Origin of the sequence: Variovorax sp. PMC12, from assembly GCF_003019815.1 — a bacterium.
Lineage (GTDB): Bacteria > Pseudomonadota > Gammaproteobacteria > Burkholderiales > Burkholderiaceae_C > Variovorax.
Map to the genome: position 1 here is coordinate 918,637 of NZ_CP027773.1, position 26,260 is coordinate 944,896.

23 protein-coding genes are annotated in these 26,260 nt (G+C 67.5%); 18 read left to right on the top strand and 5 right to left on the bottom strand.

Annotation, left to right across the window (positions count from 1 at the left end; translation table 11 throughout):
- Nucleotides 1-44: 44 nt before the first annotated feature.
- Nucleotides 45-1,403 carry an NAD(P)/FAD-dependent oxidoreductase gene (locus C4F17_RS04275; protein WP_106934384.1) on the top strand — a complete coding sequence of 453 codons (1,359 nt, stop codon included), beginning with the start codon at nt 45-47 and terminating at the stop codon, nt 1,401-1,403.
- Here C4F17_RS04275 and yjjJ read toward each other — a convergent pair.
- Together yjjJ and panE are read right to left on the bottom strand one after the other, a co-directional pair.
- Nucleotides 1,390-2,703, bottom strand: a complete 1,314-nt coding sequence (yjjJ, locus tag C4F17_RS04280; RefSeq protein WP_106934385.1) for a type II toxin-antitoxin system HipA family toxin YjjJ — start codon at nt 2,701-2,703, stop codon at nt 1,390-1,392. The genes C4F17_RS04275 and yjjJ overlap by 14 nt on opposite strands.
- A gap of 136 nt (nt 2,704-2,839) precedes the next feature.
- A complete protein-coding gene (gene panE / locus C4F17_RS04285; RefSeq protein WP_106934386.1) occupies nt 2,840-3,772 on the bottom strand; it encodes a 2-dehydropantoate 2-reductase in 933 nt (310 codons plus the stop codon).
- 177 nt (nt 3,773-3,949) lie between these two features.
- Between panE and C4F17_RS04290 the strand changes: the two genes are divergently transcribed.
- Nucleotides 3,950-4,504 (top strand): NADPH-dependent FMN reductase, encoded by a 555-nt coding sequence (locus tag C4F17_RS04290; protein WP_106934387.1) that lies wholly within the window; start codon nt 3,950-3,952, stop codon nt 4,502-4,504.
- 63 nt (nt 4,505-4,567) lie between these two features.
- Here the strand turns inward: C4F17_RS04290 and C4F17_RS04295 are convergent, their stop codons facing one another.
- Complete coding sequence (locus tag C4F17_RS04295) at nt 4,568-5,215, bottom strand: FMN-dependent NADH-azoreductase (RefSeq protein WP_106934388.1); 648 nt, start codon at nt 5,213-5,215, stop codon at nt 4,568-4,570.
- A 134-nt stretch (nt 5,216-5,349) separates the two neighbouring features.
- Here C4F17_RS04295 and C4F17_RS04300 point away from each other — a divergent pair, with 134 nt between their 5' ends.
- The 11 genes from C4F17_RS04300 (at nt 5,350) to C4F17_RS04350 (ending at nt 16,738) form a co-directional block, all read left to right on the top strand.
- Nucleotides 5,350-6,264 (top strand): LysR family transcriptional regulator, encoded by a 915-nt coding sequence (locus C4F17_RS04300; protein ID WP_081269545.1) that lies wholly within the window; start codon nt 5,350-5,352, stop codon nt 6,262-6,264.
- Between the two features lie 105 nt (nt 6,265-6,369).
- Nucleotides 6,370-7,011 (top strand): peroxiredoxin, encoded by a 642-nt coding sequence (locus C4F17_RS04305; protein WP_081269397.1) that lies wholly within the window; start codon nt 6,370-6,372, stop codon nt 7,009-7,011.
- A gap of 21 nt (nt 7,012-7,032) precedes the next feature.
- Entirely contained in the window at nt 7,033-7,608 is a 576-nt protein-coding gene (locus C4F17_RS04310) for an RBBP9/YdeN family alpha/beta hydrolase (RefSeq protein WP_106934389.1), read from the top strand.
- On the top strand, nt 7,605-8,621 hold the full coding sequence (locus C4F17_RS04315; protein WP_106934390.1) for a sulfate ABC transporter substrate-binding protein: 1,017 nt from the start codon (nt 7,605-7,607) through the stop codon (nt 8,619-8,621). Before C4F17_RS04310 ends, C4F17_RS04315 begins: the two co-directional genes overlap by 4 nt.
- Nucleotides 8,622-9,509 carry a sulfate ABC transporter permease subunit CysT gene (gene cysT / locus C4F17_RS04320; protein ID WP_106934391.1) on the top strand — a complete coding sequence of 296 codons (888 nt, stop codon included), beginning with the start codon at nt 8,622-8,624 and terminating at the stop codon, nt 9,507-9,509. It abuts the gene before it with no gap.
- A 1-nt stretch (nt 9,510) separates the two neighbouring features.
- Nucleotides 9,511-10,413, top strand: coding sequence for a sulfate ABC transporter permease subunit CysW (cysW, locus tag C4F17_RS04325; RefSeq protein WP_106934392.1), 903 nt, complete (start codon nt 9,511-9,513; stop codon nt 10,411-10,413).
- A 19-nt stretch (nt 10,414-10,432) separates the two neighbouring features.
- Nucleotides 10,433-11,530: a sulfate/molybdate ABC transporter ATP-binding protein gene (locus C4F17_RS04330; RefSeq protein WP_106934393.1), complete on the top strand. Its 1,098-nt coding sequence runs from the start codon at nt 10,433-10,435 to the stop codon at nt 11,528-11,530.
- Nucleotides 11,527-12,030, top strand: a complete 504-nt coding sequence (locus C4F17_RS04335; RefSeq protein WP_106934394.1) for a disulfide bond formation protein B — start codon at nt 11,527-11,529, stop codon at nt 12,028-12,030. The genes C4F17_RS04330 and C4F17_RS04335 overlap by 4 nt, the downstream gene beginning before the upstream one ends.
- A 157-nt stretch (nt 12,031-12,187) precedes the next feature.
- On the top strand, nt 12,188-13,342 hold the full coding sequence (macA, locus tag C4F17_RS04340; RefSeq protein ID WP_106934395.1) for a macrolide transporter subunit MacA: 1,155 nt from the start codon (nt 12,188-12,190) through the stop codon (nt 13,340-13,342).
- On the top strand, nt 13,339-15,339 hold the full coding sequence (gene macB, locus C4F17_RS04345) for a macrolide ABC transporter ATP-binding protein/permease MacB (protein WP_106934396.1): 2,001 nt from the start codon (nt 13,339-13,341) through the stop codon (nt 15,337-15,339). The genes macA and macB overlap by 4 nt, the downstream gene beginning before the upstream one ends.
- 25 nt (nt 15,340-15,364) lie before the next feature.
- Nucleotides 15,365-16,738: an efflux transporter outer membrane subunit gene (locus tag C4F17_RS04350; RefSeq protein WP_106934397.1), complete on the top strand. Its 1,374-nt coding sequence runs from the start codon at nt 15,365-15,367 to the stop codon at nt 16,736-16,738.
- 9 nt (nt 16,739-16,747) lie between these two features.
- Here the strand turns inward: C4F17_RS04350 and C4F17_RS04355 are convergent, their stop codons facing one another.
- A complete protein-coding gene (locus C4F17_RS04355) occupies nt 16,748-17,440 on the bottom strand; it encodes a mobilization protein (protein WP_106934398.1) in 693 nt (230 codons plus the stop codon).
- 84 nt (nt 17,441-17,524) lie between these two features.
- Nucleotides 17,525-18,283 carry a hypothetical protein gene (locus C4F17_RS04360; protein ID WP_081269407.1) on the bottom strand — a complete coding sequence of 253 codons (759 nt, stop codon included), beginning with the start codon at nt 18,281-18,283 and terminating at the stop codon, nt 17,525-17,527.
- A gap of 114 nt (nt 18,284-18,397) precedes the next feature.
- Here C4F17_RS04360 and smc point away from each other — a divergent pair, with 114 nt between their 5' ends.
- From smc to def, 5 genes are all read left to right on the top strand, one after another.
- Nucleotides 18,398-21,913 carry a chromosome segregation protein SMC gene (gene smc / locus C4F17_RS04365; protein WP_106934399.1) on the top strand — a complete coding sequence of 1,172 codons (3,516 nt, stop codon included), beginning with the start codon at nt 18,398-18,400 and terminating at the stop codon, nt 21,911-21,913.
- 16 nt (nt 21,914-21,929) lie between these two features.
- On the top strand, nt 21,930-23,033 hold the full coding sequence (locus tag C4F17_RS04370) for a cell division protein ZipA C-terminal FtsZ-binding domain-containing protein (RefSeq protein WP_081269409.1): 1,104 nt from the start codon (nt 21,930-21,932) through the stop codon (nt 23,031-23,033).
- 22 nt (nt 23,034-23,055) lie between these two features.
- Nucleotides 23,056-25,140 carry an NAD-dependent DNA ligase LigA gene (gene ligA, locus C4F17_RS04375; protein ID WP_106934400.1) on the top strand — a complete coding sequence of 695 codons (2,085 nt, stop codon included), beginning with the start codon at nt 23,056-23,058 and terminating at the stop codon, nt 25,138-25,140.
- A gap of 112 nt (nt 25,141-25,252) precedes the next feature.
- Nucleotides 25,253-25,669, top strand: coding sequence for a hypothetical protein (locus C4F17_RS04380; RefSeq protein WP_106934401.1), 417 nt, complete (start codon nt 25,253-25,255; stop codon nt 25,667-25,669).
- A gap of 49 nt (nt 25,670-25,718) precedes the next feature.
- The gene (gene def, locus C4F17_RS04385; protein ID WP_106934402.1) at nt 25,719-26,258 is read left to right on the top strand and encodes a peptide deformylase; all 540 of its coding nucleotides are present in this window, start codon (nt 25,719-25,721) and stop codon (nt 26,256-26,258) included.
- The last annotated feature ends 2 nt before the right edge of the window (nt 26,259-26,260 follow it).

Consider the following 26,260-nt stretch of genomic DNA (forward strand, 5'->3'; position numbering starts at 1 on the left):
CGCTATGCTTGGAGATTGTTAACACTCGTGATGCTTGCCACCGCATGTCCCTGCCTCAAGCTCCTTTGCCCGCGTCTTCGGCGGCCGACGAATCCTGCGACGTGATGGTCGTCGGCGGTGGCCCCGCCGGATCGACCATTGCCGCGTTGCTGGCCCAGCAGGGCCGCAAGGTGGTGCTGCTCGAGAAGGCGCATCACCCGCGCTTCCACATCGGCGAATCGCTGTTGCCCGGGAATGTCGAGCTGTTCGAGAAGCTCGGCGTGCGCGACCAGGTCGACAAGATCGGCATGCCCAAGTTCGGCATCGAGTTCGTCTCGCCCGAGCACGAGCACCGCAGCTATGTCGAATTTGCCGAGGGCTGGGACAAGTCGCTCGACTCCGCCTGGCAGGTGCGCCGCTCCGAACTCGATGAGCTGCTGTTCCGCAACGCGGCGACGCGCGGTGCGCAGACGATCGAGGGCTGCAAGGTGCGCGACGTGGCCTTCGATGCCGACGGCGCCACCGTCAAGGCCGAGATGGACGACGGCGCGAAGCGCAGCTGGCGCGCCCGCTTCGTGGTCGACGCCACCGGGCGCGACACCCTGCTGGCCAACAAATTCCGCTGCAAGGAGAAGAACCCCGACCACAACAGCACGGCCGTGTTCGGGCACTTCGCCAACGCCGAGCGGCTCGAGGGCAAGAAGGAAGGCAACATCAGCATCTGCTGGTTTCCGCACGGCTGGTTCTGGTTCATTCCGCTGGCCGACGGCACCACCAGCGTGGGCGCGGTCTGCTGGCCGTACTACCTGAAGACACGCGACAAGCCGCTGAAGGACTTCTTCTACGACACCATCGCGCTGTGCCCGGCGCTGCAGGAGCGGCTTCAGCACGCCACGCTGGTCGACGACGCGGTGCATGCCACGGGCAATTTCTCCTACTCCAGCACGCACGCCACCGGCGACCGCTACCTGATGCTGGGAGACGCCTTCACCTTCATCGACCCGATGTTCTCGTCTGGCGTGTACCTGGCCATGCACAGCGCCTTCGACGGCGCCAAGCTGGTGGCGACCGCGCTCGACCAGCCGGCCCAACTGGCGGCGGCGCGCCGGGGCTTCGAGGCCATGATGCGCAAGGGCCCGAGCGAGTATTCGTGGTTCATCTACCGCGTGACCAACCCGACCATCCGAGACATGTTCATGCACCCCGGCAACCCGTTCCGGGTGAAGGAGGCGTTGATGTCGCTGCTGGCCGGCGACATCTACAACGGCACGCCGATGTGGAACGCGCTGCGCATGTTCAAGGTGCTGTACTACGGCATCTCGATTGCCAACTTCCGGCGCACCTGGGCGGGCTGGAAGCGCCACCGCTTCAACACCCGCGACATGGGGATGTTGAAGGGCGAGACCATTCTCAAGTCGGAATAGCCTGCGCGTTTTTCCGGGCGATGGCGCGGAATGGCGCCGTGATTCGCTCGTCCGCGTCGACCGTCCGCCAGAACACGCTGGCAAGCTGGCGTGCCGCCTGCCATTCCCCCAGCGTCTCGACGGTCGGTGCCAGGTCGCCGGCCGCCAGGTCGCGCGGCGGCAGTTCGCCGCTGGTGGGTGCATAGAGCGTCGGCAACACGTCGTATGCGGGCGCCAGCCGCCAAGCGCCGTTCTCTATGAGCAGCGAGATGTTGCCGTAGTGTCGATCGGTGTTGCCGATGAGCCGGCCAAAGGCCTCAAGGAAGCGCAGCGTTTGGGCATCGTCTGCGCGCAACAGCCCGCGCGAAACCATGCGATTCGCAGTGGCGGCCCAGTTGTCGATCTTTCCGATGTGCTGCGCGTCGTATGCCATCAGCGAAACCATTGCGATCCGGCCCCGAGCGGTCCGGTCGAAGCGCTCGACTTCCAGGAAGACGCGGCCCGCCTCGATGAACAGGCGAGTGGTGGCCGCCGCCACGCCGGCCTCTTGTAGCGTGCGCAGCGCCAGGTGCTCGCACACGAGCAGGTCGCGCGAACGCCTGTCCGCCGGCGAAGCGCCGGATGGGGAGAACTTGACGATCACTTGCCGCCCGTCGCGCACGGTGCAGAACTTGGGCTGTTCGCCGCCGGCCGATGAGCCCGGCAATGTGCCTTGCATGGCGCTGTCCGCCATGGCGGGGTAGTCGGTGGGGGACACCTGTGGCGCTGGCCGCGCGGCAATCGACTGGAATCGTCGGAACGACTTCCCGCCGACGACCAGGTTGCCCGGCAGATCCTCGCCGCAGAGCGCCAGCGCTTGAAGCACGTCGTCATCGCGCCAGTGGTCTGGGTTGGCGGGCAGGCCGAGTTCCGGGTGGCCGTGTGCAAAGGCGCGGCCTATGAATCCCTGGGGCCGCATGTCGGCCAGGAACCATGGCAGCCCGTCATGCAGCGCGCTCGGCCCTTCTTCCTCATCCATCCAGCAGCGGCCACCTTGCAACGGCACGATGCGGCCGAACGGTGCGGCATCGCCATTCGCGTCGACCTTGATGACCGGGACTTCCGCGCCGACGCGCTCGACATGCCGGGGTGCGACATACATCTGCGAGCGCGCGGCACCCACCTTCAGGATGCTGGCGTCGCGCAAAAGAGGTGCCAGCGTTCTCGAGACTGTCGGCTGGCTTACGCGAAGCCGCGCCTGAATGTCGGCGCTGGAGGCGGCGCCCTGCGATCGGATGAATGCAAGCGCAGTCTCGGCAAGGGTCGCGGGGGTAGGGGGCATTGAATACCAATGTGAATAGATAAATTATTCTATCCTTCGCTTGGAAATTCGTCTGAGTGAATTAATTAATGAATAGATACTTGCGATTGGTTTTTGGCGGTTTGCGCCACTTGGGCCCGCATCGGATGTAAGGCGCTCAGCCCCCCGCACGGGCGCGCTGGGCTTCGTAGGCCTTGAGATGGACGTAAGCCGTGCGCAGCACCGAAGGCGCCGCCGCATGGCCCGGCGCCGCGCGGCCCAGCAGGTCGCCGACGATGTGGTCGGCTTCCACTTGCGCGCCGCGCACGATGTCCTTGTACATCGATGCCGTCATCGGCGAGCCGGCGGCGGTCATGATGGCCCGGCCGCGCTGCACTGCCGCCGGGCGCGGCGCGAAGCCGTTGTGTTCGGCGATGGCGCAGCATTCGCCGAAGATCGACAGCGCCACGTCTTCCCCGCCCGCCGCCATGATGTCGCCGATGGACGCGCGCATCAGGCTGGTGAGGCCCGCCGCCGAAGCGATGAAGACCCATTTCTCCCACATGTCCTGCAAGATGGTCTCGCTGGCGTTGCCGTCGAACCTGGCGCCCGCGAACTGCGCCGCGATGGCGTCGATGCGCGCCGAACGGCCACCGGCGCGCTCGCCGTAGCTCAGGCCGTGCGTGTCGTTGAGGTGCAGCACGCGGCCTTCGTCGTCCAGCGTGGCGGAGATCATGCACAGGCCGCCCAGCACCTTGTCTTCGCCGAAGCGCGCGACGAGGCTGTCGATGTGCTTCATGCCGTTGAGCAACGGAAGAATCACGGTGTTCGGCCCCACCGCCGGAGCGAACGAATCCATCGTTGATTCGAGGTCGTAGGCCTTGCTGCCGGCGATGACCACGTCGTAGGGCCCGTCGATGCCGTCCGCCAGCACGTGCCTGGGCGCGGGAAGCTGCAGGTTGCCGAATTGGCTCTGCACCACCAGCCCGGTCTTCGCGAGCTGCGCTGCGCGGCGCGGCCGCAGCAGGAAGGTGACGTCGCGTCCTGCTTCCAGCAGACGGCCGCCGAAGTAACCACCGAGTGCGCCGGCACCCACCACCAGAAATCTCATCGCGTGTCGCTCCTGAATCAGTCGAACCAAAAAGATCGATGGCGATGATGCCCGGGATTGCGCCGGGCTGCTTCAGGCGGGTACGCGCCAAGCCAAGAACTTTTCTGGAAAAGGTCTTGGGCGGTTCGCATAATCGCCTTCGTCAAACGACGCCCTCATTTCACAGGAGTTCCATCCATGGCCCAGATCCGCATCGCCGTTCTCGTCGGCAGCCTTCGCAAGGATTCGTACAACCAGAAGCTGGCCCTCGCGCTGGCGCATCTCGCTCCGCCCGAGCTCACCTTCGAGCATCTGCGCATCGACGACCTGCCGGCCTACAACCAGGACGACGACGGCAACCAGGCGCCCTCGGTCAAGCGCCTGAAGACCGAGATCGCCGCGGCCCAGGGCCTGCTGTTCGTCACCCCTGAATACAACCGCTCGATTCCCGGCGTGCTGAAGAACGCCATCGACCATGCCTCGCGCCCCTACGGCCAGAGCGCATGGGCCGGCAAGCCGGCGGGCGTGGTGGGTGTGTCGGTCGGCGCCATCGGCACCGCGCTGGCGCAGCAGCATCTGCGCAACATCCTGGCCTACCTCGACGTGCCGACGATGGGCGCGCCCGAAGTGTTCCTGCAGGCCAAGGACGACCTGTTCGACGACAAGGGCCACATCGGCAACGAAGGCTCGAAGAAGTTCCTGCAGGGCTGGATGGACAAGTACGTGGCCTGGGTCAAGACCCACTCGGCCTGAGCGCGTCGCGCGCCAACGAAAAAGCCGCCCGTGAAGGCGGCTTTTTTTCATGGCGGGGCAGGGTCAGGCGACTTGCGCCACGTCCTTCTGGTTGGCGGCCTCGCCGGTCGCCACCAGGATGTCGGCGCGGGCCGAGGCCAGCGCGCTGGCCCTGGCTTCGTCGCCCATGGCCACGCCTTCGGCACGCACGATGCGCACGTCGGTGATGCCGAAGAAGCCGAAGACCGCCTTCAGGTAGCTTTCCTGGTGTTCCATGGCCTGGCCGCCTTCGCTGGTCGAATAGACGCCGCCGCGCGAAGAGGCCACGATGACGGTCTTGCCGCCGGCCAGGCCGACGGGGCCCTTCTCGGTGTACTTGAAGGTGCGGCCGACTTGCCCCAGGCGGTCGATCCAGGCCTTGAGTTGCGTCGGGATCGAGAAGTTGTAGAAGGGCGTGCCGATGACGACCACGTCCGCGGCCAGGAACTGGCTCACGAGCTTTTCGGACAGCTCGTTTTCACGCTTTTGCGCTTCGGTCGGCTGGGCCTGCACGCCGATCTTGATGCCGAGCGAGTCGGCGCTGAAGTGAGCCGGGGCGTCGACGGCGAGGTCGAGGTATTCGACGGTGGTGTCGGGGTGGGCGGCGCGCCATGCGGCCACGGTCTCGGCCGAGAGCAGGCGCGAGGTGGAGTTTGCGGCGAGGATGCTGGAGTCGATGTGGAGCAGCTTCATGATCAGTCAATCACTTTCTTGGGGCTGTCGGCACTCAAGTTGGCCGGCGATGTGAGAATTCTATTTTTGGATGCAGTGGCCGATAAGTAGCCAAAATTAGCCTAGTTCGTTCTGTTTGCAGGACAATGAGCGGCATGCAAGACCTCAACGACATGGTTTTCTTCGCCGAAGTGGCCGAGCGGGGCGGCTTTGCCGCTGCCAGCCGGGCGCTGGGCATTCCCAAGTCGCGCCTGTCGCGCCGCGTGGCCGACCTGGAAGAGCGGCTGGGCGTGCAGCTGATGCAGCGCAGCACGCGGCGGCTGTCGCTCACGCCCGCCGGCGAGATCTACCTGCGCCACGCCTCCGCCATGCGCGACGCGGCGCAGGCGGCCGCCGAGGCGGTGGCGCAGGTGCAGACCGAGCCCAGCGGCCTGGTGCGGCTGAGCTGCCCCGTGACCATCGCGCACAGCGGGCTCGCGCAGCTGATGCCCGTCTTCATGGCGCGCTATCCGGCGGTGCGCATCGACATGCGCGTGATCAACCGGCCGGTCGACCTGATCGAGGAGGGCATCGACATCGCGCTGCGCGTGCGCCCCGTCATCGAGGACAGCACCGTGCTGGTGGCCAAGACCTTCGGCTACAGCCGCGGCGTGCTGATCGCCAGCCCGGAGCTGCTGGCGCTCCACGGCCCGGTCAACACGCCGGCCGACCTGGCGAAACTGCCGACCGCGGCCATGTCGGTCAACGGGGAAGGGCGCAGCGACTGGCGTCTGGAAGGCCCCGACGGCCAGAGCTGGGTGCATTCCCACGTTCCGCGCTATGTGGCGGACGACCTGGCAACGCTGCAGTTCGGCGCACTGGGCGGCGTGGGCGCGACCATGCTGCCCGACTACATGTGCCGGGCCGACGTGGACGCCGGCCGGCTGGTGCGAGTGCTGCCGGACTGGGGGCCGTCGCCGGTGGTGGCGCACATGGTGTTTCCGGCACGGCGGGCGCTGGTTCCGGCGGTGCGGCGGCTGATCGACTTCCTGACGGAGCACCTGCAGAGCGTCGACATGCGGATGTTCTGAGCGCTCGTTATGCGAAAAACGTCATATCCAAACAAGCAGATATTCGTTTGTCATTGAAGCGATGGTTCGCACAATCCGAGGCTCCCATCCAATCCAGGAGCGATCATGGCAACTCTGCGACTCGGCGACACCGCCCCCAATTTCACCCAGGACTCCAGCGAAGGCCCCATCGACTTCTACCAGTGGGCCGGCGATTCGTGGGTCGTGTTCTTCTCGCACCCGGCCGACTTCACGCCGGTGTGCACCACCGAACTGGGCAAGACGGCGGCGCTGTCGGGCGAGTTCGCCAAGCGCGGCGTCAAGCCCATCGCGCTGAGCGTCGACCCGGCCACCAGGCACAAGGAATGGATCGGCGACATCAACGAAACGCAGAACACCACGGTCAACTTCCCCATCATCGCGGACGCCGACCGCAAGGTGGCCGATCTGTACGACCTGATCCACCCGAACGCCTCGACCACGGCCACGGTGCGCAGCGTCTACATCATCGATCCGAAGAAGATCATCCGCACGACCATCACCTACCCGGCGTCGACCGGCCGCAATTTCGACGAGATCCTGCGCGTGATCGACTCGCTGCAGCTTACCGACAGCCACAAGGTGGCCACGCCCGTGAACTGGAAAGACGGCGACGACGTCGTCATCGTGCCGAGCATCCAGGACCCGGCCGAACTCGCGGAGCGCTTCCCCAAGGGCTTCAAGGCCGTCAAGCCTTACCTGCGCATCACGCCGCAGCCCAACAAGTAAGCGGGACAGGGCAGCGTCGTCATGCAGACTCGTGTCGTCATCGTGCCCGGTTGGCGCGACTCCGGGCCCGGCCACTGGCAGAGCCTGTGGGAAGAGCGCATTCCGGGCGCGGCGCGGGTGGTGCAGGACGACTGGGCCTCGCCCAAGCGCGACGCCTGGGTGCCGGCGCTCACCAAGCTGGTGCTGGAGCAGCCCGGCCCTGTGGTGATCGCAGCGCACAGCCTGGGCTGCATCGCCACGGCGCACCTGCCGCCAGAGGCCGCGGCCCGCATCCAGGGTGCGCTGCTGGTGGCTCCGGCCGACCCCGAGCGCCGGGCGGTGCTGTCCGACTTTGCCCCCGTGCCGTATGCGGCGCTGCCGTACCGCAGCATCGTGGTGGCCAGCAGCAATGACCCTTTTTGCCCGATTCGCCTGGCTGGTGCATATTCGCGCGCCTGGGGAAGCGAGTTTGTCCGCATGCAGAATGCGGGCCACATCAACATCGACTCGGGACACGGGGACTGGCCGCTGGGCCTCGCCTTGCTCCAGTCCTTGACCGACGAGCCCGCCGCCTGGTCGGCGGGCCGTGAATTTTCAGAAACTTTGGCAACCACATGACTTCCAGAATAAAGACCTTCGTCGCCGTGCTCGCGCTGGCGTCCTCCGCACTCGCCGGCAGCAGCGCCTTCGCACAGGGCTCGTCGCTGCTGAACGCCTCGTACGACGTGGCCCGCGAGTTCTACAAGGACTACAACGCGGCCTTCGTGGCGCACTACAAGAAGGCGACCGGCAAGGACGTCAAGATCGACCAGTCGCATGGCGGCTCCAGCGCGCAGGCCCGCGCGGTGGCCGACGGCCTCGATGCCGACGTGGTGACCATGAACACCTCGACCGACATCGACTTCCTGGCCAACGCCGGCGTGGTCGCCAAGGACTGGAACAAGAAATTCCCCGAGAACGCATCGCCGACCACGTCGACCATGCTGTTCCTGGTGCGCAACGGCAATCCCAAGGGCATCAAGGACTGGGACGACCTGGTCAAGCCGGGCGTGCAGGTGGTGATCGTCAACCCCAAGACCGGCGGCAACGGCCGCTACGCCTACCTGGCGGCCTGGGGCTACATCAAGAAGAAGGGCGGTACCGACGCCCAGGCCGCCGAGTTCGTCGGCAAGCTGTTCAAGAACGTGCCGGTGCTGGCGCGCGGCGGCCGCGACGCCACCACCGCCTTCCTGCAACGCAACATCGGCGACGCGCTGATCACCTTCGAATCGGAAGTGGTGTCGATCGACCGTGAATTCGGCACCGGCAAGGTCGATTCGGTCTACCCGTCGATCAGCATCGTGGCCGAGAACCCGGTGGCCGTGGTCGAGCGCACCGTCAACAAGAAGGGCACCGGCGAACTCGCCAAGGCCTACCTCGACTGGCTCTACTCCGAAGAAGCACAGGAAATCGCCGCCAAGCATGCGCTGCGTCCGCGCTCGCAGACCGTGCTCAAGAAGTACGCCTCGACCTTCAAGCCGCTGCAGCTGTTCACGGTGCAGGAACTGTTCGGCAGCCTCGGCGAAGCGCAGAAGGTGCACTTCAACGACGGCGGCCAGTTCGACAAGCTCTACACCCCTGGCGCGAAGTAAATGAGCGGCGCTGTTCCTTCGGCGCTCCCGTCCGCGGGAGCGCCTTTTTCGCGTGCCAACCGGGCAGGGGGCGCCAAGCGCGTGCTGCCGGGTTTCCACATCACGCTCGGCTTCTCGATTCTCTATCTGAGCCTGATCGTGCTGATCCCGCTGTCGGCGCTGGTCTTCAAGACCTTCACGCTGACCTGGGACCAGTTCTGGGTGGCCGTGACCGCGCCGCGCGTGATGGCGTCGTACCGGCTGACCTTCGGCGCCTCGCTGTTCGCCGCCATCGTGAATGCGGTGTTCGGCCTGCTGGTGGCCTGGGTGCTGGTGCGCTACAAGTTCCCGGGCAAGCGCATCGTCGATGCGCTGGTCGACCTGCCGTTCGCATTGCCGACGGCGGTGGCCGGCATTTCGCTGACCGCGCTGCTCGCGGGCAACGGCTGGATCGGGCAACTGCTGGAGCCGCACGGCATCAAGCTGGCGTTCACGCCCGCGGGCATCGTGATCGCGCTGATCTTCATCGGGCTGCCCTTCGTGGTGCGCACGGTGCAGCCGGTGCTCGAAGACGCCGAGAAAGAACTCGAAGAAGCCGCCACCTCGCTCGGCGCGACGCGGCTGCAGACCTTCACCAAGGTGATCTTCCCGTCGATCGCGCCGGCGCTGCTCACGGGCTTTGCAATGGCCTTCGCACGCGCCATCGGCGAGTACGGCTCGGTGATCTTCATCGCTGGCAACATGCCGATGATCTCGGAGATCACGCCGCTCATCATCATCGGCAAGCTGGAGCAGTACGACTACGCGGGTGCCACGGCGGTCGCGCTGGTGATGCTCGTCATTTCCTTCGTGCTGCTGCTGGTCATCAATGGCCTGCAGGCCTGGCAGCGTCGCAGGGCGGGAGCCTGACATGAGCGCACCTTCCAAAGTCATCCGCCGCGCGCAGGCCGGCACCACCGAATCCGCCTGGGTGCGCTGGACGCTGATCGGCATCGCGCTCGGCTTCATGTTCCTGTTCCTCGTGCTGCCGCTGGCCGCCGTGGCGACCGAGGCCCTGCGCAAGGGCGTCAATGCCTACCTCGATGCGCTGAAGGAGCCCGACGCCTGGAGCGCGATCCGCCTCACGCTGATCACGGCCGCCATCGCGGTGCCGATGAACCTCGTGTTCGGCGTGGCCGCCGCCTGGGCCGTGGCCAAGTTCGAGTTTTGGGGCAAGGCCTTTCTCACCACGCTGATCGACCTGCCGTTCGCGGTGTCGCCGGTGGTGGCGGGCCTGATCTACGTGCTGGTGTTCGGTGCCCAGGGCTGGCTCGGCCCGTGGCTCGCCGAGCACGACATCAAGATCATCTTCGCCGTGCCCGGCATCGTGCTGGCCACCGTGTTCGTGACCTTCCCGTTCATCGCGCGCGAGCTCATTCCGCTGATGCAGGCGCAGGGCACCGACGAGGAGCAGGCCGCTATCGTGCTGGGCGCGACCGGCTGGCAGACCTTCTGGCGCGTGACGCTGCCCAACATCAAGTGGGGCCTGCTGTACGGCGTGATTCTCTGCAACGCGCGCGCCATGGGCGAGTTCGGCGCGGTGTCGGTGGTGTCGGGCCACATCCGCGGCCAGACCAACACCATGCCGCTGCACGTGGAGGTGCTCTACAACGAATACCAGTCGGTGGCCGCGTTCGCCGTGGCCTCGCTGCTGGCCATCCTGGCGCTGGTCACGCTGGTGATCAAGTCGGTCATCGAATGGCGCCACGAGCGCGAGATGAAAGCCATTGCCGAGCTGCCGCCGGAACGGCCCCCTGAAACCACGGCGGCCTGAGCCTGAGAGAGAAGAAATCATGAGCATCGAAATCCGCAACATCAGCAAGCAGTTCGGCGACTTCCGCGCGCTGCGCGACGTGAACCTCGACGTCGAATCGGGCGAACTCGTCGCGCTGCTCGGCCCCTCCGGCTGCGGCAAGACCACGCTGCTGCGCATCATCGCGGGGCTGGAGACGGCCGACACCGGCAGCATCCTTTTCTCGGGCGAAGACACCACCGACGTGCACGTGCGCGAGCGCCAGGTGGGCTTCGTGTTCCAGCATTACGCGCTGTTCCGCCACATGACCGTGTTCGAGAACGTGGCCTTCGGCCTGCGCGTGAAGCCGCGCAAGGAGCGCCCGAGCGACGCGCAGATCAAGGCCAAGGTGACCGACCTGCTCAAGCTGGTGCAGCTCGACTGGCTGGCCGACCGCTATCCGTCGCAGCTCTCGGGCGGCCAGCGCCAGCGCATTGCGCTGGCCCGCGCGCTGGCCGTGGAGCCCAAGGTGCTGCTGCTCGACGAGCCCTTCGGCGCGCTCGACGCCAAGGTGCGCAAGGAACTGCGCCGCTGGCTGCGCCGGCTGCACGACGAGCTGCACGTCACCTCGATCTTCGTCACGCACGACCAGGAAGAAGCGCTCGAAGTGGCCGACCGCGTGGTGGTCATCAACAAGGGGCAGATCGAGCAGGTCGGCTCGCCGCAGGAAGTGTGGGACCAGCCGGCCAGCCCCTTCGTCTACGGCTTCCTGGGCGACGTGAACCTGTTCCACGGCCGCGCCGACAACGGCGCGGTGCAGATCGACGGCATGCGCCTGGACTCGCCCGAGCACAGCGGCGCGCGCGATGCCAAGGCCCGTGCCTACGTGCGCCCGCATGACATCGACGTGACGCGCTACGTGCCCGGCGCCTCCGGCATCGTCGCCACGCTGGCGCGCGCCATCGTCGTCGGCCCCATCGCGCGGCTGGAACTTGAGCCCACCGAATCGAATCCTGATAATCCGGGCTCCGGAACCATCATCGAGGCGCAACTCCCTGCGCAACAGTTCCGTGACCTGGGCTTGAAGGAAGGCGACACCGTCGTCGCCAACCCGCGCAAGGCCAGGGTGTTCGTAGAAGAAGATTGGGTATCTCCTTGATCGATTGGTACTTCGGCGCGCCGCGCCGCGCGTATGGGCTGATCTGCCTGGCCTGCGTTCTCATGCTGGCCTTCGGGCTCTATCTGCAGCACGTGGTGGGGCTGGAGCCTTGTCCCATGTGCATCGTGCAGCGGTATGCGCTGGTGCTGGTGGCGCTGTTCACCGGCCTGGCCGGGGTGTTCCGAAACGTCGGCCTGCGCTTCACGGGTGGGCTGCTTGCGCTGGTGGCTGCAATCGGCGGCGCCTACACGGCGGCCTCGCAAAGCTGGCTGCAGTGGTATCCGCCCGAAGTCGTGTCCTGCGGGCGCGACCTCTACGGAATGATCGAGACCTTCCCGCTGAAGCGCGCGCTGCCGATGATCTTCCGCGGCGGCGGCGACTGCTCCAAGATCGACTGGACGCTGTTCGGCCTGACGCTGGCGAACTGGTCGTTCATTGCCTTCACGGTTCTTTCGCTGCTGCTGATCGTGCTGCTGGTGCGTTCGCGCCGCGCACGCTGAGATCCATCGCATCGGGCGCAATGCCCCGATGCGGCCCCGGTTTTAGGGGGCCTTCAGAAACCGCAGCTAGGATGCAGCAGCAGCCTCCCCGTGCGTCCATCACGCGGCCATCCGGGCCCGCGCGGGCCGGGGGAGCGTTTCACTTCATCCTCGTTGCATGCAAAAAAATCCCAAGCGGCGCTCGCGCAAGCTCGTCTACGGCATCGTGGCCCTTGCGGTCCTTGGCCTGCTGTCTCTGTTCTGGCTCAGCCCCTCCAAGAAGCCCGAGTACCTCACCGCCGCGGTGCAGCGCACCGACCTCGAGAACGCGGTGCTCGCCACCGGCGTGCTGCAGGCGCTGAAGCAGGTGGAAGTGGGGGCGCAGGTCAGCGGCCAGCTCAAGTCGCTGAAGGTGGTGCTGGGGCAGACCGTGAAGAAGGGCGACTGGCTCGCCGAGATCGACCCCGTCATCTCGCAGAACACGCTGGCGCAGGAGCAGGCCAAGCTCGACAACCTGCAGGCGCAGAAGCTCGCGAAGGAAGTGCGCATCAGGCAGGCCCAGCTCAGCTGGGCGCGCCAGCAGGAAATGCTCGCCCAGGACGCCGCCGCCAGGCAGGACATGGAAAGCGCCGACGCCGAGCTGCGCGCGCTGCGTGCCGACGGCGTATCGCTCGACGCGCAGATCCGCCAGCAGCGGCTGGCGCTGGCCTCGGCGCAGACCAACCTTTCGTACACGCGCATCGTCGCGCCCATCGACGGCGACGTGGTGTCCATCAGCACGCTCGAAGGCCAGACCGTGGTGGCCTCGTTCCAGGTGCCCACGCTGATGAAGCTGGCCGACCTGTCGACCATGACCGTGAAGGCCCAGGTGTCCGAAGCCGACGTGGTGCGCGTCAAGGCGGGCCAGCCGGTGTACTTCACCATCCTCGGCGACCCCGACAAGCGCTACTACGGCACGCTGCGCGCGGTGCAGCCGTCGCCCGAGAAGATCAACAACGCGGTGTTCTTCAACGCGCTGTTCGACGTGCCCAACCCCGACCGCACGCTGCGCGTCGACATGACGGCGCAGGTCGCGATCATGCTGGGCGAGGCCAAGCAGGCGCTGGTGGTGCCGCTGACGGCGCTCGGCGCGCGCGACAAGGACGGCCGCCAGGAAGTGCGCGTGCTGAAGCCCGACCAGAGCGTTGAAAAGCGCATGGTGCGCGTGGGCATCAGCAACAACTTCCAGGCGCAGGTGCTCGAAGGCCTGAACGAGGGCGACAACGTCATCACCGGCGACGCGTCGGCCGTGGCAGACAAGCCCGACGGCGGCCCCCGGGGCAAGTCTCAATGACGCAGCAGGCCGAACGGCCGCTGCTGAGCCTGCGCGGCATCGGGCGCAGCTTTCCCTCGGGCGAGCAGGAAGTGCAGGTGCTGAAGGACGTGAACCTCGACATCGGCAGCGGGGAAATGCTGGCCATCGTCGGCGCCTCGGGCTCGGGCAAGTCGACGCTGATGAACATCCTGGGCTGCCTCGACCGGCCGAGCGCGGGCACCTACATGGTGTCGGGCAAGGACGTGGGCACGCTCGACAGCGACGCGCTGGCCGAGCTGCGGCGCGAGCATTTCGGCTTCATCTTCCAGCGCTACCACCTGATGCAGCACCTGACGGCCGCCGGCAACGTCGAGGTACCCGCGGTGTACGCCGGCACCGACGGCGAGGCGCGCGACGCCCGCGCGCGCCAGCTGCTGGCGCGGCTGGGCCTGGGCGACCGCACCGAGCACCGGCCGAGCCAGCTCTCGGGCGGGCAGCAGCAGCGCGTGAGCATCGCGCGCGCGCTCATGAACGGCGGGCAGGTGATCCTGGCCGACGAGCCGACCGGCGCGCTCGACAGCAAGAGCGGCCAGGAGGTGATCGCCATCCTGCGCGAGCTGCATGCGCAGGGCCACACCGTCATCATCGTGACGCACGACATGCAGGTGGCGAGCTGCACGGAACGCATCATCGAGATCGCCGACGGCGTGATCGTGCGCGACCGGCCGAACGTGCCCACCGCCGCGGCGCCCGCGCAGCCGGCGCAGGCCGATGCCTCCGCGGCACCAGCTGGCGCGATGACCCGGCCCAGGCTGGGCATCGCGCGCTTCAGCACCGGCTGGGCGCGATTCGCCGAAGCCTTCCGCATGGCCTGGCGCTCGATGATGGCGCACCGCATGCGCACGGCGCTGACCATGCTGGGCATCATCATCGGCATCACTTCGGTGGTGTCGATCGTGGCCATCGGGGAGGGCGCCAAGCGCTTCGTGCTGTCGGACATCAGGGCCATCGGCACCAACACGCTCGACGTGTACCCGGGGCACGATTTCGGCGACGACAAGGCCTCGAGCATCCGCACGCTGACGCCGTCCGACCTCGACGCGCTGGCGGCGCAGCCCTATGTGCACAGCGTGACGCCTTCCACCTCGCGAAGCCTGCGGCTGCGCTACCGCAGCGTGGACATCAACGGCATGGTGAACGGCGTGAGCGACAGCTTCTTCCGGGTGCGCGACATCCAGATGGCGAGCGGCGCGGCCTTCACGGCCAGCGACGTGCGGCACCAGTCGCAGGTGGCGGTGATCGACCAGAACACGCGGCGCAAGCTGTTTCCCGAGGGCACCGATCCGCTGGGCAAGATCATCCTGGTGGGCAACCTGCCGTGCACGGTGATCGGCGTGTCGCAGGAGAAGAAGAACATGTTCGGCGAGAACAAGTCGCTCAACATCTGGCTGCCCTACAGCACGGGCGCGAGCCGGATCTTCGGGCAGCAGCACTTCGACAGCATCACCGTGCGCATCCGCGACGACCAGCCGACCAAGGCGGCGGAGGACAGCGTGGTCAAGCTGCTCACCATGCGCCACGGCAGCAAGGATTTCTTCACCTTCAACATGGACAGCATCGTGAAGACGGCGGAGCGCACGAGCCAGTCGCTCACGCTGCTGCTGTCGCTCATTGCGGTGATCTCTTTGGTGGTGGGCGGCATCGGCGTGATGAACATCATGCTGGTGTCGGTGACCGAGCGCACCCGCGAGATCGGCATCCGCATGGCCGTGGGCGCGCGCCAGAGCGACGTGCTGCAGCAGTTCCTGACCGAGGCGGTGCTGGTGTGCCTGGTGGGCGGGCTGATCGGCGTGACGCTGTCGTACGGCATCAGCTTTCTGTTTTCGCTCTTCGTCAAGCAATGGCAAATGATCTTTTCGATGGGGGCCGTGGTGTCGGCGTTTCTTTGCGCTTCGCTGATCGGCGTGCTGTTCGGCTACCTGCCGGCGCGCAACGCCGCGCGGCTGGACCCGATCGAGGCGTTGGCTCGTGAGTAGCGCGCGTTCTTTTCATCGGTGCGCCGTGGTTGCGGCCGCCGCATTGGCGCTCGGCGGGTGCACGCTGTTCCAGCCGGTGGCGCGCGAGCAGCAGCCGTTGAGCGTGCCTTCGGCGTGGCGGCAGCAGGCGGCGTCGGCCGATGCATCGAATGCCGCCGCGATGCCGTCCGAGCGATGGTGGACGGCCTTCCGCGATCCGCAGCTGGACGCTCTGATCGACCACGCACTGCTCACCAACAACGACCTGGCGGCCGCGGGCATCCGCGTGCAGCGTGCGCAGTTGCAGGCCGGCCTTGCCAACACCAACCTCACGCCGAGCGTGGCGGGCCAGCTCAACACGAGTCGCGGCCATGACCTCCAGCGCGGCGGCGGAGCGGGCTCGACCTCCAGTTCGCTGGTCACGCTGAGCTACGAGCTCGACCTGTGGGGGCGCCTCGCGGCATTGCGCAGCGCCGCCGACTGGGAGTTGAAGGCCACCGTGGCCGACCGCCGGGCCGCCGCGCTCGCGCTGGTCGGCACGACGGCGGGCCTCTACTGGCAGACCGGCTACCTGAACCAGCGCATTGCACTGAGCGAAGCGGGCATCGAGGACGGCCGGCGCATCCTGGCGCTGGTGCGCACCAAGTACGCGGCCGGCGCGGTGTCGGGGCTGGACGTGGCGCAGGCCGGCCAGAACCTGGCGACGCAGGAGGCGGCGCATACGCAACTGCTGCAGCAGCGCGTGGAGGCGCGCAATGCCCTCGCGATCCTGTTCGACCTGCCGCCGGAGCCGCTGGCGGGCGAGCCCGCGCGGCTGCCGGATGCCGACGTGCCCGTCGTCGATGCCGGCGTGCCCGCCAGCCTGCTGGGCCGCCGGCCCGATCTGCAGGCGGCGGAACTGCGCTTGCGTGGCGCGCTGGCGAATGTCGACGCCACGCGCACCGGCTTCTATCCCACGCTGAGCCTGACGGGCTCGCTCGGCACTTCGAGCACGGCGCTGGGCGATCTGCTGAGGAACCCTGTGGCCACCCTGGGCGCCGGGCTGGCGCTGCCGTTCCTGCAATGGAACACCGCGCGGCTGACGGTCGGCGTGTCGCAGACGCAGTATGAAGAAGCGGTGGTGGGGTTCAGGCAGTCGCTCTACACGGCGCTGTCCGAGGTCGAGAACGCGCTGTCGTCGCGAACGCAGCTGCGCGAGGAGCGCATCAAGCTGGTGCTGGCGCTGCAGGAGGCGCAGCGGGCGGAGAGACTGTCCGAGGTGCGTTACAGGGCCGGAGCGACCGCGCTGCAGCCGGTTCTGGATGCCAAGGACCGGCGCCGCAGCGCCGAGGTATCGCTCGCGCTGAACCGCCTGAACCAGTTCAACGCGACGATGACGCTCTACAAGGCCCTGGGTGGGGGCGCGGCGGTCGCGCCGTAGCGCGCAGGCTCAGAGCGGCAGCGTGTCGAAGGCCGCGTAGGCGGTGGCCAGCCACGACTTCACGCGTTGCCGCTCCAGCAGTCCCAGCGCATGCGGCCCTTCGCGGTCGTTCACGGCCTTCCAGAAGCTCGTGTTCTGTGCATCGATCTTGCGCATGCTCGCCTCGTGCAGGCGGGGCAGCGCGATCACGCGCGCGCCGTTGGCCGTGGCCTTGGAGAGCGACTGCGAGGCCAGCAGCATCCCGAAGTCGCTGCCGCGCCCGTAGTTCTGCACCACGATGTAGTTGGGGCGGTTGCCGAAGGTGTCGATCAGGCTGCCGAGCAGGTCGGTCGAATCCTTGCCGTCGTCCAGCACGTGCCAGAAATTGACCGTGACGCCGATCTCGGCGAACACGTCGAACAGGTCCGACTCCTTGATCCAGCGCGACAGCGGCGCCAGCGTCTGCGCGGCGAGGTCGACGATCACGCTTTGCTGCGGGTTGGTCTCGAAGCCGTTCACCACGGTATCCAGGCCCTCGAAGCTGTCGACCACCACCGGCGATGCGAAGCCTTCGTAGAAGCGGGTGAACGAGCTGTGCGAGCGGTCGGTGTCGAAGCCGGTGAAGGGGCGGCTGTGGTCGATGAAGTACTGGGCCAGCACGCGTGCCGTGACCGACTTGCCGACACCGCCTTTTTCGCCGCCGATGAAATTGATGGAGCTCATGTACTGCTGCTGCCTCTGAAGGGTTGAGGGGGTAAGGGCGATTTCATTCTAGGGGCGCCGCCTTGCGGCTCCGCGTCTGACGGCCTACTTGGGCACGAGCGTGAAGAAGGGCATGACCACGCCCATGATCCAGTTCTGGCCGAAGTCGAGCGCGGCGCGGCGGTATTTCTCGTCGGCCTGCGCGGCCAGCAGGTCGAGCCGGGCCACCACCTTCGACAGCTCGCGGTCGGCCACGAGGTTGCGGCCGCGGTCGCTGATCTCGGTGGCCAGCAGCAGCGGCTGGCCGTCGGGCCCGGTCTTGGAGGAGATCAGCCAGAGCGAGATCTCGAAGTTGCGCGCGGCCCGGAAGCTGTTTTCGGCGTTCACGCCGTCGATCATGGTCTGGTCCCAGGTGTCGCCGTTGGCCTGCTTGAGCATGGTTGCCCAGCCGAACACCAGTGCCGCCACGCGGTCGCCCTGGTAGCCCTGCGGCCCGGTGTCGAAGGCCATGCGGATCGCGTCGATGCCGGTGGCGCCCTTCAGTTCGGGCAGGGGCGGGCCCTTGAGCACGGCATCCCAGGCGCGCTGGGTGGCTTCCTCCATGCTGGGCGCCGACTTGCGCCATTCGCGCGGGTTGCGCTTGTAGAGGGTGGACTGCACGCGCCTTACCGACTGGAGGTTGTCGCGCAGCGACAGGTTGGCAATGCGGTTGGCGCCGGACTGCATCCATTCCTGGCTGGCGTAGGGTTCGGCGCGCTCGGTGGATCGGACCGACGCGCAGCCCGCCACGCCGAACAGGACGGCCGCGCCCGCCAGCAGGCAGGCGCCGCGCGCCGCGAGGGTTGAAACCGGGGAATCGCTCATGCCCTGACGTTATCATCCACGGCTGGGGCGGCGGCCTGCTGCAAGCTGCAGGCCCGTGCAATTTTCCTTACAAATCAATACCTTGGCGCTATAACCAAGGCAGGCCGACAAGTCGTGCGTCTTAATTCCATCAAGCTCTCGGGCTTCAAGTCGTTCGCCGAACCCACCAACTTCCTGCTGCCGGGCCAACTGGTCGGCGTGGTCGGGCCCAACGGGTGCGGCAAGTCGAACATCATGGATGCGGTGCGCTGGGTGCTCGGCGAGTCGCGTGCGTCGGAGTTGCGCGGCGAGTCGATGCAGGACGTGATCTTCAACGGCACGACCACCCGCAAGCAGGCCAGCCGTTCGAGCGTGGAGCTGGTGTTCGACAACGCCGACCACCGCGCCGGCGGCCAATGGAACCAGTTCGGCGAAATCGCGGTGCGCCGCGTGCTCACGCGCGACGGCACCAGCAGCTACTACATCAACAACCAGCCGGTGCGACGCCGCGACGTGCAGGACGTGTTCCTGGGCACCGGCCTGGGCCCGCGCGCCTACGCCATCATCGGCCAGGGCACGATCAGCCGGATCATCGAATCCAAGCCCGAGGAACTGCGCCTGTTCCTCGAAGAGGCCGCCGGCGTCTCCAAGTACAAGGAGCGCCGCCGCGAGACCGAGAACCGCCTGGGCGACACGCGCGAAAACCTCACGCGCGTGGAAGACATCCTGCGCGAACTCAACGCCAACCTCGAGAAGCTCGAGAAGCAGGCCGAGGTGGCCGCGCGCTACAACATGCTGCAGGGCGACGCCACGAAGAAGCAGCACCAGCTGTGGTTCCTCAAGCGCAGCGAAAGCAACGCCGACCAGGCCAGGATCAAGGCCGATTCCGAGAAGGCGATCAACGACCTCGAGTCGCGCACCGCCGACCTGCGCCGCATCGAGTCCGAGCTGGAGACCGTGCGCCAGGCGCACTACGGCGCCGGCGACCTGGTCAACCAGGCCCAGGGCAAGCTCTACGAGGCCAGCGCCGAAGTCGGCCGGCTCGAAGGCGAGATCCGCTTCGTGGTCGAAGGACGCCAGCGCGTCGAGCAGCGCCTGGTGCAGCTGCGCGAGCAGATGGGCCAGTGGGGCCGCCGCCGCGAAGAGGCCGAGGCCGAGATCGAAACGCTGGCCGGCGCGGGTGTCGATGCGGAGGAGCAGGCCATCCTGCTCGCCGCCCAGCTCGAAGAACACGACGCGCGCATGCCCGAGCTCGAAGAAGCCGTGCAGCGCGCGCAAGACCAGGCCAACGCCCAGCGCACGACCGTCTCTCAGGTGCAGCAGCAGATCCAGGTGCTGGCCGCCGACCAGCGCAACATCGAAGAGCAGAGCCGCCAGCTCACGCAGCGCAGCGAACGCCTTCGCGCAGACCAGAACGCGCTGGCCGCGCCCGACGAGGCCCGGCTGCTCGACATGCAGGAGCAGCATGCCGCCGCGCAGGAAGCCGCGAGCGAGGCCGACGCGCGCCTGCAGGAACTGCAGGAATCGGTGCCGCAGCTCGACGACGACCGCCGTGCCAGGCAGCAGGCGGTCAATACGGAGGGCGCCCGCCATGCCGAGTTCTCGGCCCGCCTCGATGCGCTGCGCGCGCTGCAGGAGAAGGTCAAGACCGACGGCAAGCTCGCGCCCTGGCTCGCCAAGCACGGCCTCGACGGGCTGCAAGGCCTGTGGAGCCGCATCCACATCGAACAGGGCTGGGAAAGCGCGCTCGAAGCCGCGCTGCGCGAGCGCCTGGGTGCGCTCGAAGTCAGCCGCCTGGACATGGTGCGCGCTTTCGGCAACGACGCGCCGCCCGCCAAGCTCGCTTTCTACAGCCCGCCGGCCGCGGGCGTGCCGGAAGCCGCTGCCGCGCTGCCTCGCCTTTCGAGCCTGCTGCGCCTGAACGACGCCGGCCAGCAGGCCCTGCTGACCGACTGGCTGCACGGCTGCTACACCGCCGAGAGCTTCGAGGAAGCGCTGGCCCAGCGCGCGACGCTGCAGGCCGGCGAAGTGATCTACGTGAAGAGCGGCCACGCCGTGTCTTCGCACAGCGTCAATTTCTACGCGCCCGATTCCGAGCAGGCCGGCCTGCTGGCCCGCCAGCAGGAAATGGAAAACCTGGAGCGCCAGCTGCGTGCCCAGACGCTCATCAACGAAGAAGCGCGCACCGCGCTGGTCCGCGCCGAAGCGGCCTATGCCGACGCCGCGCAGCGCCTCGTGACCGCGCGGCGCGAAGCTGCCGAGACCCAGTCGCGCGCGCACGAACTGCAGGTCGAGACCCTGCGCATGACGCAGCTGGCCGAGCAGACCCGCGCCCGCAGCCAGCAGCTGGCCGCCGACCTCGGCGAAGTCGATGCGCAGCTCGAGGAACTACAGGAACGCCGCATCGCCGCCGAAGGGCGCTTCGAAGAGCTCGACATGCAGCTGGCCGACAGCCAGGAGCGCCACGCCGAGCTGGACGAACGCGTGATCGAGGCCGGCCGTGCGCTGAACGCCAGCCGCGAACAGCACCGCAGCCTCGAGCGACAGGCGCAGGAGGCCACCTTCTCGCAACGCACGCTCGAGGCACGCCGGGCCGAACTCAACCGCTCCATCGAAACCGCGGCGCAGCAGGTCGTGTCGTTGACCGACGAGGACGAGCGCGCTCGCGCCGAACTGAGCCGCCTGTCCGACGCCGCCGCGCAGGCCGGTCTGCAGGACGCGCTGTCGCTCAAGCTCGAACGCGAAGCGGCCCTGGGCTCGGCGCGCAGCCAGTACGACGACCTCACGCTCAAGCTGCGCGCCAGCGACGAGCGCCGCCTGCAGCTCGAGCGAGAACTCGAGCCGCTGCGCCAGCGCATCACCGAATTCCAGCTCAAGGAACAGGCCGCGCGCCTGGGCGTCGAGCAATACCAGCAACTGCTGGACGATGCCGGCGCCGACCTCGAAGCCATCGAGCAGTCGATCGAGACCGACAAGGTCAAGCTCACCGGCCTGCAGAGCGAAATCGACCGCCTCAACCGCGAAGTGGTCGCGCTCGGCGCCGTGAACCTGGCCGCGCTCGACGAACTGGCTGTCGCCAGCGAGCGCAAGACTTTCCTCGACGCCCAGTCGACCGACCTGAACGAGGCCATCGGCACGCTCGAAGACGCCATCCGCAAGATCGACGCCGAAACGCGCGACCTGCTCGGCGGCACTTTCAAGATCGTCAACGAGCACTTCAGCCGCATGTTCCCCGAGCTGTTCGGCGGCGGCAACGCCAAGCTCATGATGACCGGCGACGAGATCCTCGACTCGGGCGTGCAGGTGATGGCGCAGCCTCCCGGCAAGAAGAACCAGACCATCCACCTGCTCTCGGGCGGCGAGAAGGCGCTCACGGCCATCGCGCTGGTGTTCGCCATCTTCCAGCTGAACCCGGCGCCTTTCTGCCTGCTGGACGAAGTGGACGCGCCGCTGGACGACGCCAACACCGAGCGCTATGCAAAACTCGTCTCCGCCATGAGCCGTGAAACCCAGTTCCTGTTCATCAGCCACAACAAGATCGCCATGGAAATGGCCGAGCAGCTGATCGGCGTGACGATGCAGGAGCAGGGCGTGTCGCGCATCGTGGCGGTCGACATGGAGGCCGCCGCCTCCATGGTGGCGGCAGGCTGAGCCGGGCGGCACACCGATGAGCAGCCTCACTCTCGCCCTGACCATCCTCGGCGGCCTCGTCCTCGCGGCCGTCGTTGCCTACAACACGCTGATGTCGCGCCGCAACGCGCCGCGCCAGCCCGACGCGGTCGACGTCGCGTTGGCCGACGCCGAGCGCGCGATGTCCGGCTCGGCCGACGGCCTGGAGCCGACGCTGCACGTCGACCCCAACCAGGTGCCGGGCAGCGACCGCCACGAACCCCTGTTCGACCCCGACCTTCCGGCGCCCAGCGGCGTGCCCGTGCCGACCGGCGAGCGCCGCGGCGGGCTCGACCCGCTGATCGACGTGATCGCGCCGATCTCGCTCGACGGCCTGGCTTCCGGCGATGCCGCCATTGCCGCCATGCCGCCCACGCGGCGCGCGGGCAGCAAGCCGGTGGCCATCGAGGGGCTCAACGAACTCAGCGGCCAGTGGGAGCCACCGGTGCCGGGGCAGCGCTACAGCGCGTTCCAGGTCGGGGTGCAACTGGCCAACCGCACGGGTGCGCTCAACGAGATCGAATACTCCGAATTCGTGGTCAAGGCGCAGGCCTTTGCCGATGCAGTCAACGGATCGCCCGAGTTTCCCGAGATGCTCGACGAAGTGGCGCGCGCCCGCGAACTCGACCAGTTCGCCAGCGCGCACGACGCGCAACTGGGCTTCGTGCTGCGCGCGCTGCACGCCGCCTGGAGCCCCGGCTACGTGCAGCAGAACGCGGCGCGGCTGGGCTTCGTGCCCGGCATCATTCCGGGGCGCATGGTTCTGCCGACCAGTGAAGTGGGGCTGCCGCCGATCCTCGGGCTGGCCTTCGACACGCAGGCCGCGCTGGCCGACGACCCGGCCCAGTCGGCCATTCGCGAACTGAGCCTGAGCCTGGACGTGCCGCAGGTCGATCGCGCCGAAGAGCCATTCCGCCGCATGCGCGAAGCCGCCGCCACGCTCGCGCGCGAGATGGACGGCGTGGTGACCGACAGCGACGGCCAGCTGCTGCGCGACGAGACGATGGACGTGATCGGCAACGACCTCGAGCAGCTCTACGACACGCTCGACGGGCGCGACCTCGCGGCGGGATCGCCGCTGGCGCGCCGCCTCTTCAGCTAATTCGGACTTTCCGGAGACACCCATGACATCGCGCGACGAAGCGGCACGCGAAGCCGCCGCACTGAGCGAACAGCTCCACCGGCACGCCCACCTCTACTACGTGCTCGACGCGCCCGAACTGCCGGACGCCGAGTACGACAAGCTGTTCCAGCGCCTGCAGGCCATCGAAGCCGAGTACCCTGACCTGCGCACGGCCGACTCGCCCACGCAGCGCGTGGGCGGCAAGGTGCTCGACGGCTTCACCAAGGTTCGCCACAAGGTGCCGATGCTGTCGATCCGCACAGAGACCGACATCACCCCCGCGGGCGCCAGCGCCTTCGATGCGCGCGTGCGCAAGGAACTCGGCCTGGCCGAGGACGGGCCCCAGGTGGCGTACGTGTGCGAACTGAAGTTCGACGGCCTGGCCATGAACCTGCGCTACGAGAACGGCGTGCTGGTGCAGGCCGCCACGCGCGGCGACGGCGAGGTCGGCGAAGACGTGACGCAGAACATCCGCACGGTGCGCGAGATTCCGCTGCGCCTCGAGGGCAAGGCGCCGCCGGTGGTCGAGGTGCGCGGCGAGGTCTACATGAAGCGCGCCGATTTCGACGCGCTCAACGAGCGCCAGCGCGAGAAGATCGCGGCAGGGCAGAAAAACGAGAAGGTCTTCGTCAACCCGCGCAACGCGGCTGCCGGCGCGGTGCGCCAGCTCGACCCGTCCATTGCCGCGGCGAGGCCCCTGAGCTTCTTTGCCTACGGGCTGGGCGAGGTCACGCCGGCGAGCGAAGGCGGACCCGATTGCCCGACCCAGTTCGACTGGCTGGCGCAGTTCAGGGCCTGGGGCTTCCCGGTCGCCCGGCAGACGGCGCGGGCCACGGGCGCCATCGAACTGATCGCCTTCCACGAGAACATCGGCCGCCAGCGTGACGCCTTGCCCTACGACATCGACGGCGTGGTCTACAAGGTCGACAGCATCGAGCTGCAGCGCCAGCTGGGCTTCGTCACGCGCGAGCCGCGCTGGGCCGTGGCCCACAAGTACCCCGCGCAGGAGCAGTTGACCGAGGTGCTCGGCATCGAGATCCAGGTCGGGCGCACCGGCAAGCTGACGCCGGTGGCCAAGCTGGCGCCGGTGTTCGTCGGCGGCGTGACAGTGACCAACGCCACGCTGCACAACGAGGACGAGGCCCGCCGCAAGGACGTGCGGGTGGGCGACACCGTCATCGTGCGCCGCGCCGGCGACGTGATTCCCGAGGTGGTCGGCGTGGTGCCCGAGAGCCTCGCCAAGCCCGACGATCAGCGCGGCCCGCTGTTCACCATGCCGCACAAGTGCCCGGTGTGCGGTTCGGAGGCGGTGCGCGAGGAAGGCGAGGTCGATTACCGCTGCACCGGCGGCCTGTTCTGCGCGGCGCAGCGCAAGGAGGCCATCCTGCATTTCGCGGCGCGGCGCGCGGTCGACATCGACGGGCTCGGCGACAAGCTGGTGGAGCAACTGGTCGACGCGAACCTGATCCGCACCTTGCCCGACCTCTACAAGCTCGGCTTCACCACGCTGGCCGGGCTGGACCGCATGGCCGAGAAGTCGGCCAAGAACCTGGTCGATGCGCTGGAGGCATCGAAGAAGACCACGCTGCCGCGCTTCCTGTTCGGCCTGGGCATCCGCCATGTGGGCGAGAGCACGGCCAAGGACCTGGCCAAGCACTTCGGCAAGCTCGACGGCATCATGGACGCGACCGAGGAGCAACTGCTCGAGGTGAACGACGTGGGCCCGGTGGTCGCCCAGAGCCTGCGCACCTTCTTCGACCAGCCTCACAACCGCGAGGTGGTCGAGCAACTGCGAGCCTGCGGCCTGACGTGGGACGAGGGCGAGCCCGCGGCCCGCGCGCCCAAGCCGTTGGCGGGCCTGACCTTCGTCATCACCGGTACCCTTCCTACGCTGAGCCGGGACGACGCGAAGGATAAATTGGAAGCAGCCGGTGCAAAGGTGGCCGGCTCCGTCAGCAAGAAGACCCACTACCTGGTTGCGGGCGAAGAAGCGGGCAGCAAGCTCGACAAGGCACGGGAGATCGGGGTCGAGGTGATCGACGAGGCGCGCATGCTGGAAATCCTGGCCCGCGGCGCTGCGGATTGAGACCCGGCTTCAGGTTCTCCTTACCGGTCGTTACCCGACTTCATCGGAGCGCAGTCAACAGGGGCTACAACCTGGCGTTGAAAGAAAACTGAAAGGCCACAAGGAGTCCCTCATGCAAAAAATTCGTGTTCTTGGTGCCTGCATTGCGCTTGGCAGCGTTGCGCTGCTGACCGGCTGTGTGGGCGTGCCGGGCGATCCCTACTACGGGGGCGGCTATTCGTCGGGGTATTCGTCGGGGCCTTACTACAGCGAGCCCGCGCCTGTGGTCGTGGCGCCGGCACCTGTCTACATCAACGGTGGCGGCTACTACGAAAGCCGCCGGCCGTACTACCGCGACCGTCCGTACTACAACCGGCCTGCCTATCCTGCGGTGCGTCCGGGTTATCCCGGGGGCGGGCGACCGCCGCCGGTCTGGGGTGGCGGGCGTCCGGGCGTGGCGCCGCCTGCAGTGGCTCCCTCGGCTCCCGGGCGAAACCCCAATGCGCGTCTCTGGACTTCACCGGACCAGAAGGGCACCACGCCTCCTTGATTGATCCCGTGGCGCGCGAAGGTCGCGGGGCTGTCGCGATAATCCCGCCATGGCCATCCGCGAAATCCTGAAAATGGGCGACCCCCGGCTGCTGCGCATCGCGCAGCCGGTCGCCGCCTTCGATACCGACGAACTGCACCTGCTGGTGCGCGACATGTTCGAGACCATGCATGCCGTCAACGGCGCGGGTCTTGCGGCGCCGCAGATCGGCGTCGACCAGCAGCTCGTGATCTTCGGTACCGATGTGGTCAACCCGCGCTATCCCGACGCGCCTCCGGTGCCCCGCACGGTGCTGCTCAACCCCGTCATCACGCCCCTGAACGACGAGGAAGAAGAGGGCTGGGAAGGTTGTCTCTCGGTGCCGGGCCTGCGCGGCGTGGTGCCGCGCTTCGCCAATATCCGCTACACCGGGTTCGATCCGTATGGAGACCCGATCGATCGCGTTGCCACCGGCTTCCACGCGCGCGTGGTCCAGCACGAGGTCGACCACCTGCTGGGCAAGCTGTACCCGATGCGGGTTCGCGATTTCTCGCGCTTCGGCTACACCGAGGTCCTGTTTCCAGGCCTCGATGCCAATGACGACGATTGAAG

Excerpts from the sequence above, each read along its gene's own strand:
- C4F17_RS04275 (WP_106934384.1), top strand. The coding sequence starts at position 45 with ATGTCCCTGCCTCAAGCTCCTTTGCCCGCGTCTTCGGCGGCCGACGAA.
- yjjJ (WP_106934385.1), bottom strand. The coding sequence starts at position 2,703 with ATGCCCCCTACCCCCGCGACCCTTGCCGAGACTGCGCTTGCATTCATC.
- panE (WP_106934386.1), bottom strand. The coding sequence starts at position 3,772 with ATGAGATTTCTGGTGGTGGGTGCCGGCGCACTCGGTGGTTACTTCGGC.
- C4F17_RS04290 (WP_106934387.1), top strand. The coding sequence starts at position 3,950 with ATGGCCCAGATCCGCATCGCCGTTCTCGTCGGCAGCCTTCGCAAGGAT.
- C4F17_RS04295 (WP_106934388.1), bottom strand. The coding sequence starts at position 5,215 with ATGAAGCTGCTCCACATCGACTCCAGCATCCTCGCCGCAAACTCCACC.
- C4F17_RS04300 (WP_081269545.1), top strand. The coding sequence starts at position 5,350 with ATGCAAGACCTCAACGACATGGTTTTCTTCGCCGAAGTGGCCGAGCGG.
- C4F17_RS04305 (WP_081269397.1), top strand. The coding sequence starts at position 6,370 with ATGGCAACTCTGCGACTCGGCGACACCGCCCCCAATTTCACCCAGGAC.
- C4F17_RS04310 (WP_106934389.1), top strand. The coding sequence starts at position 7,033 with ATGCAGACTCGTGTCGTCATCGTGCCCGGTTGGCGCGACTCCGGGCCC.
- C4F17_RS04315 (WP_106934390.1), top strand. The coding sequence starts at position 7,605 with ATGACTTCCAGAATAAAGACCTTCGTCGCCGTGCTCGCGCTGGCGTCC.
- cysT (WP_106934391.1), top strand. The coding sequence starts at position 8,622 with ATGAGCGGCGCTGTTCCTTCGGCGCTCCCGTCCGCGGGAGCGCCTTTT.
- cysW (WP_106934392.1), top strand. The coding sequence starts at position 9,511 with ATGAGCGCACCTTCCAAAGTCATCCGCCGCGCGCAGGCCGGCACCACC.
- C4F17_RS04330 (WP_106934393.1), top strand. The coding sequence starts at position 10,433 with ATGAGCATCGAAATCCGCAACATCAGCAAGCAGTTCGGCGACTTCCGC.
- macA (WP_106934395.1), top strand. The coding sequence starts at position 12,188 with ATGCAAAAAAATCCCAAGCGGCGCTCGCGCAAGCTCGTCTACGGCATC.
- macB (WP_106934396.1), top strand. The coding sequence starts at position 13,339 with ATGACGCAGCAGGCCGAACGGCCGCTGCTGAGCCTGCGCGGCATCGGG.
- C4F17_RS04355 (WP_106934398.1), bottom strand. The coding sequence starts at position 17,440 with ATGAGCTCCATCAATTTCATCGGCGGCGAAAAAGGCGGTGTCGGCAAG.
- C4F17_RS04360 (WP_081269407.1), bottom strand. The coding sequence starts at position 18,283 with ATGAGCGATTCCCCGGTTTCAACCCTCGCGGCGCGCGGCGCCTGCCTG.
- C4F17_RS04370 (WP_081269409.1), top strand. The coding sequence starts at position 21,930 with ATGAGCAGCCTCACTCTCGCCCTGACCATCCTCGGCGGCCTCGTCCTC.
- ligA (WP_106934400.1), top strand. The coding sequence starts at position 23,056 with ATGACATCGCGCGACGAAGCGGCACGCGAAGCCGCCGCACTGAGCGAA.
- C4F17_RS04380 (WP_106934401.1), top strand. The coding sequence starts at position 25,253 with ATGCAAAAAATTCGTGTTCTTGGTGCCTGCATTGCGCTTGGCAGCGTT.
- def (WP_106934402.1), top strand. The coding sequence starts at position 25,719 with ATGGCCATCCGCGAAATCCTGAAAATGGGCGACCCCCGGCTGCTGCGC.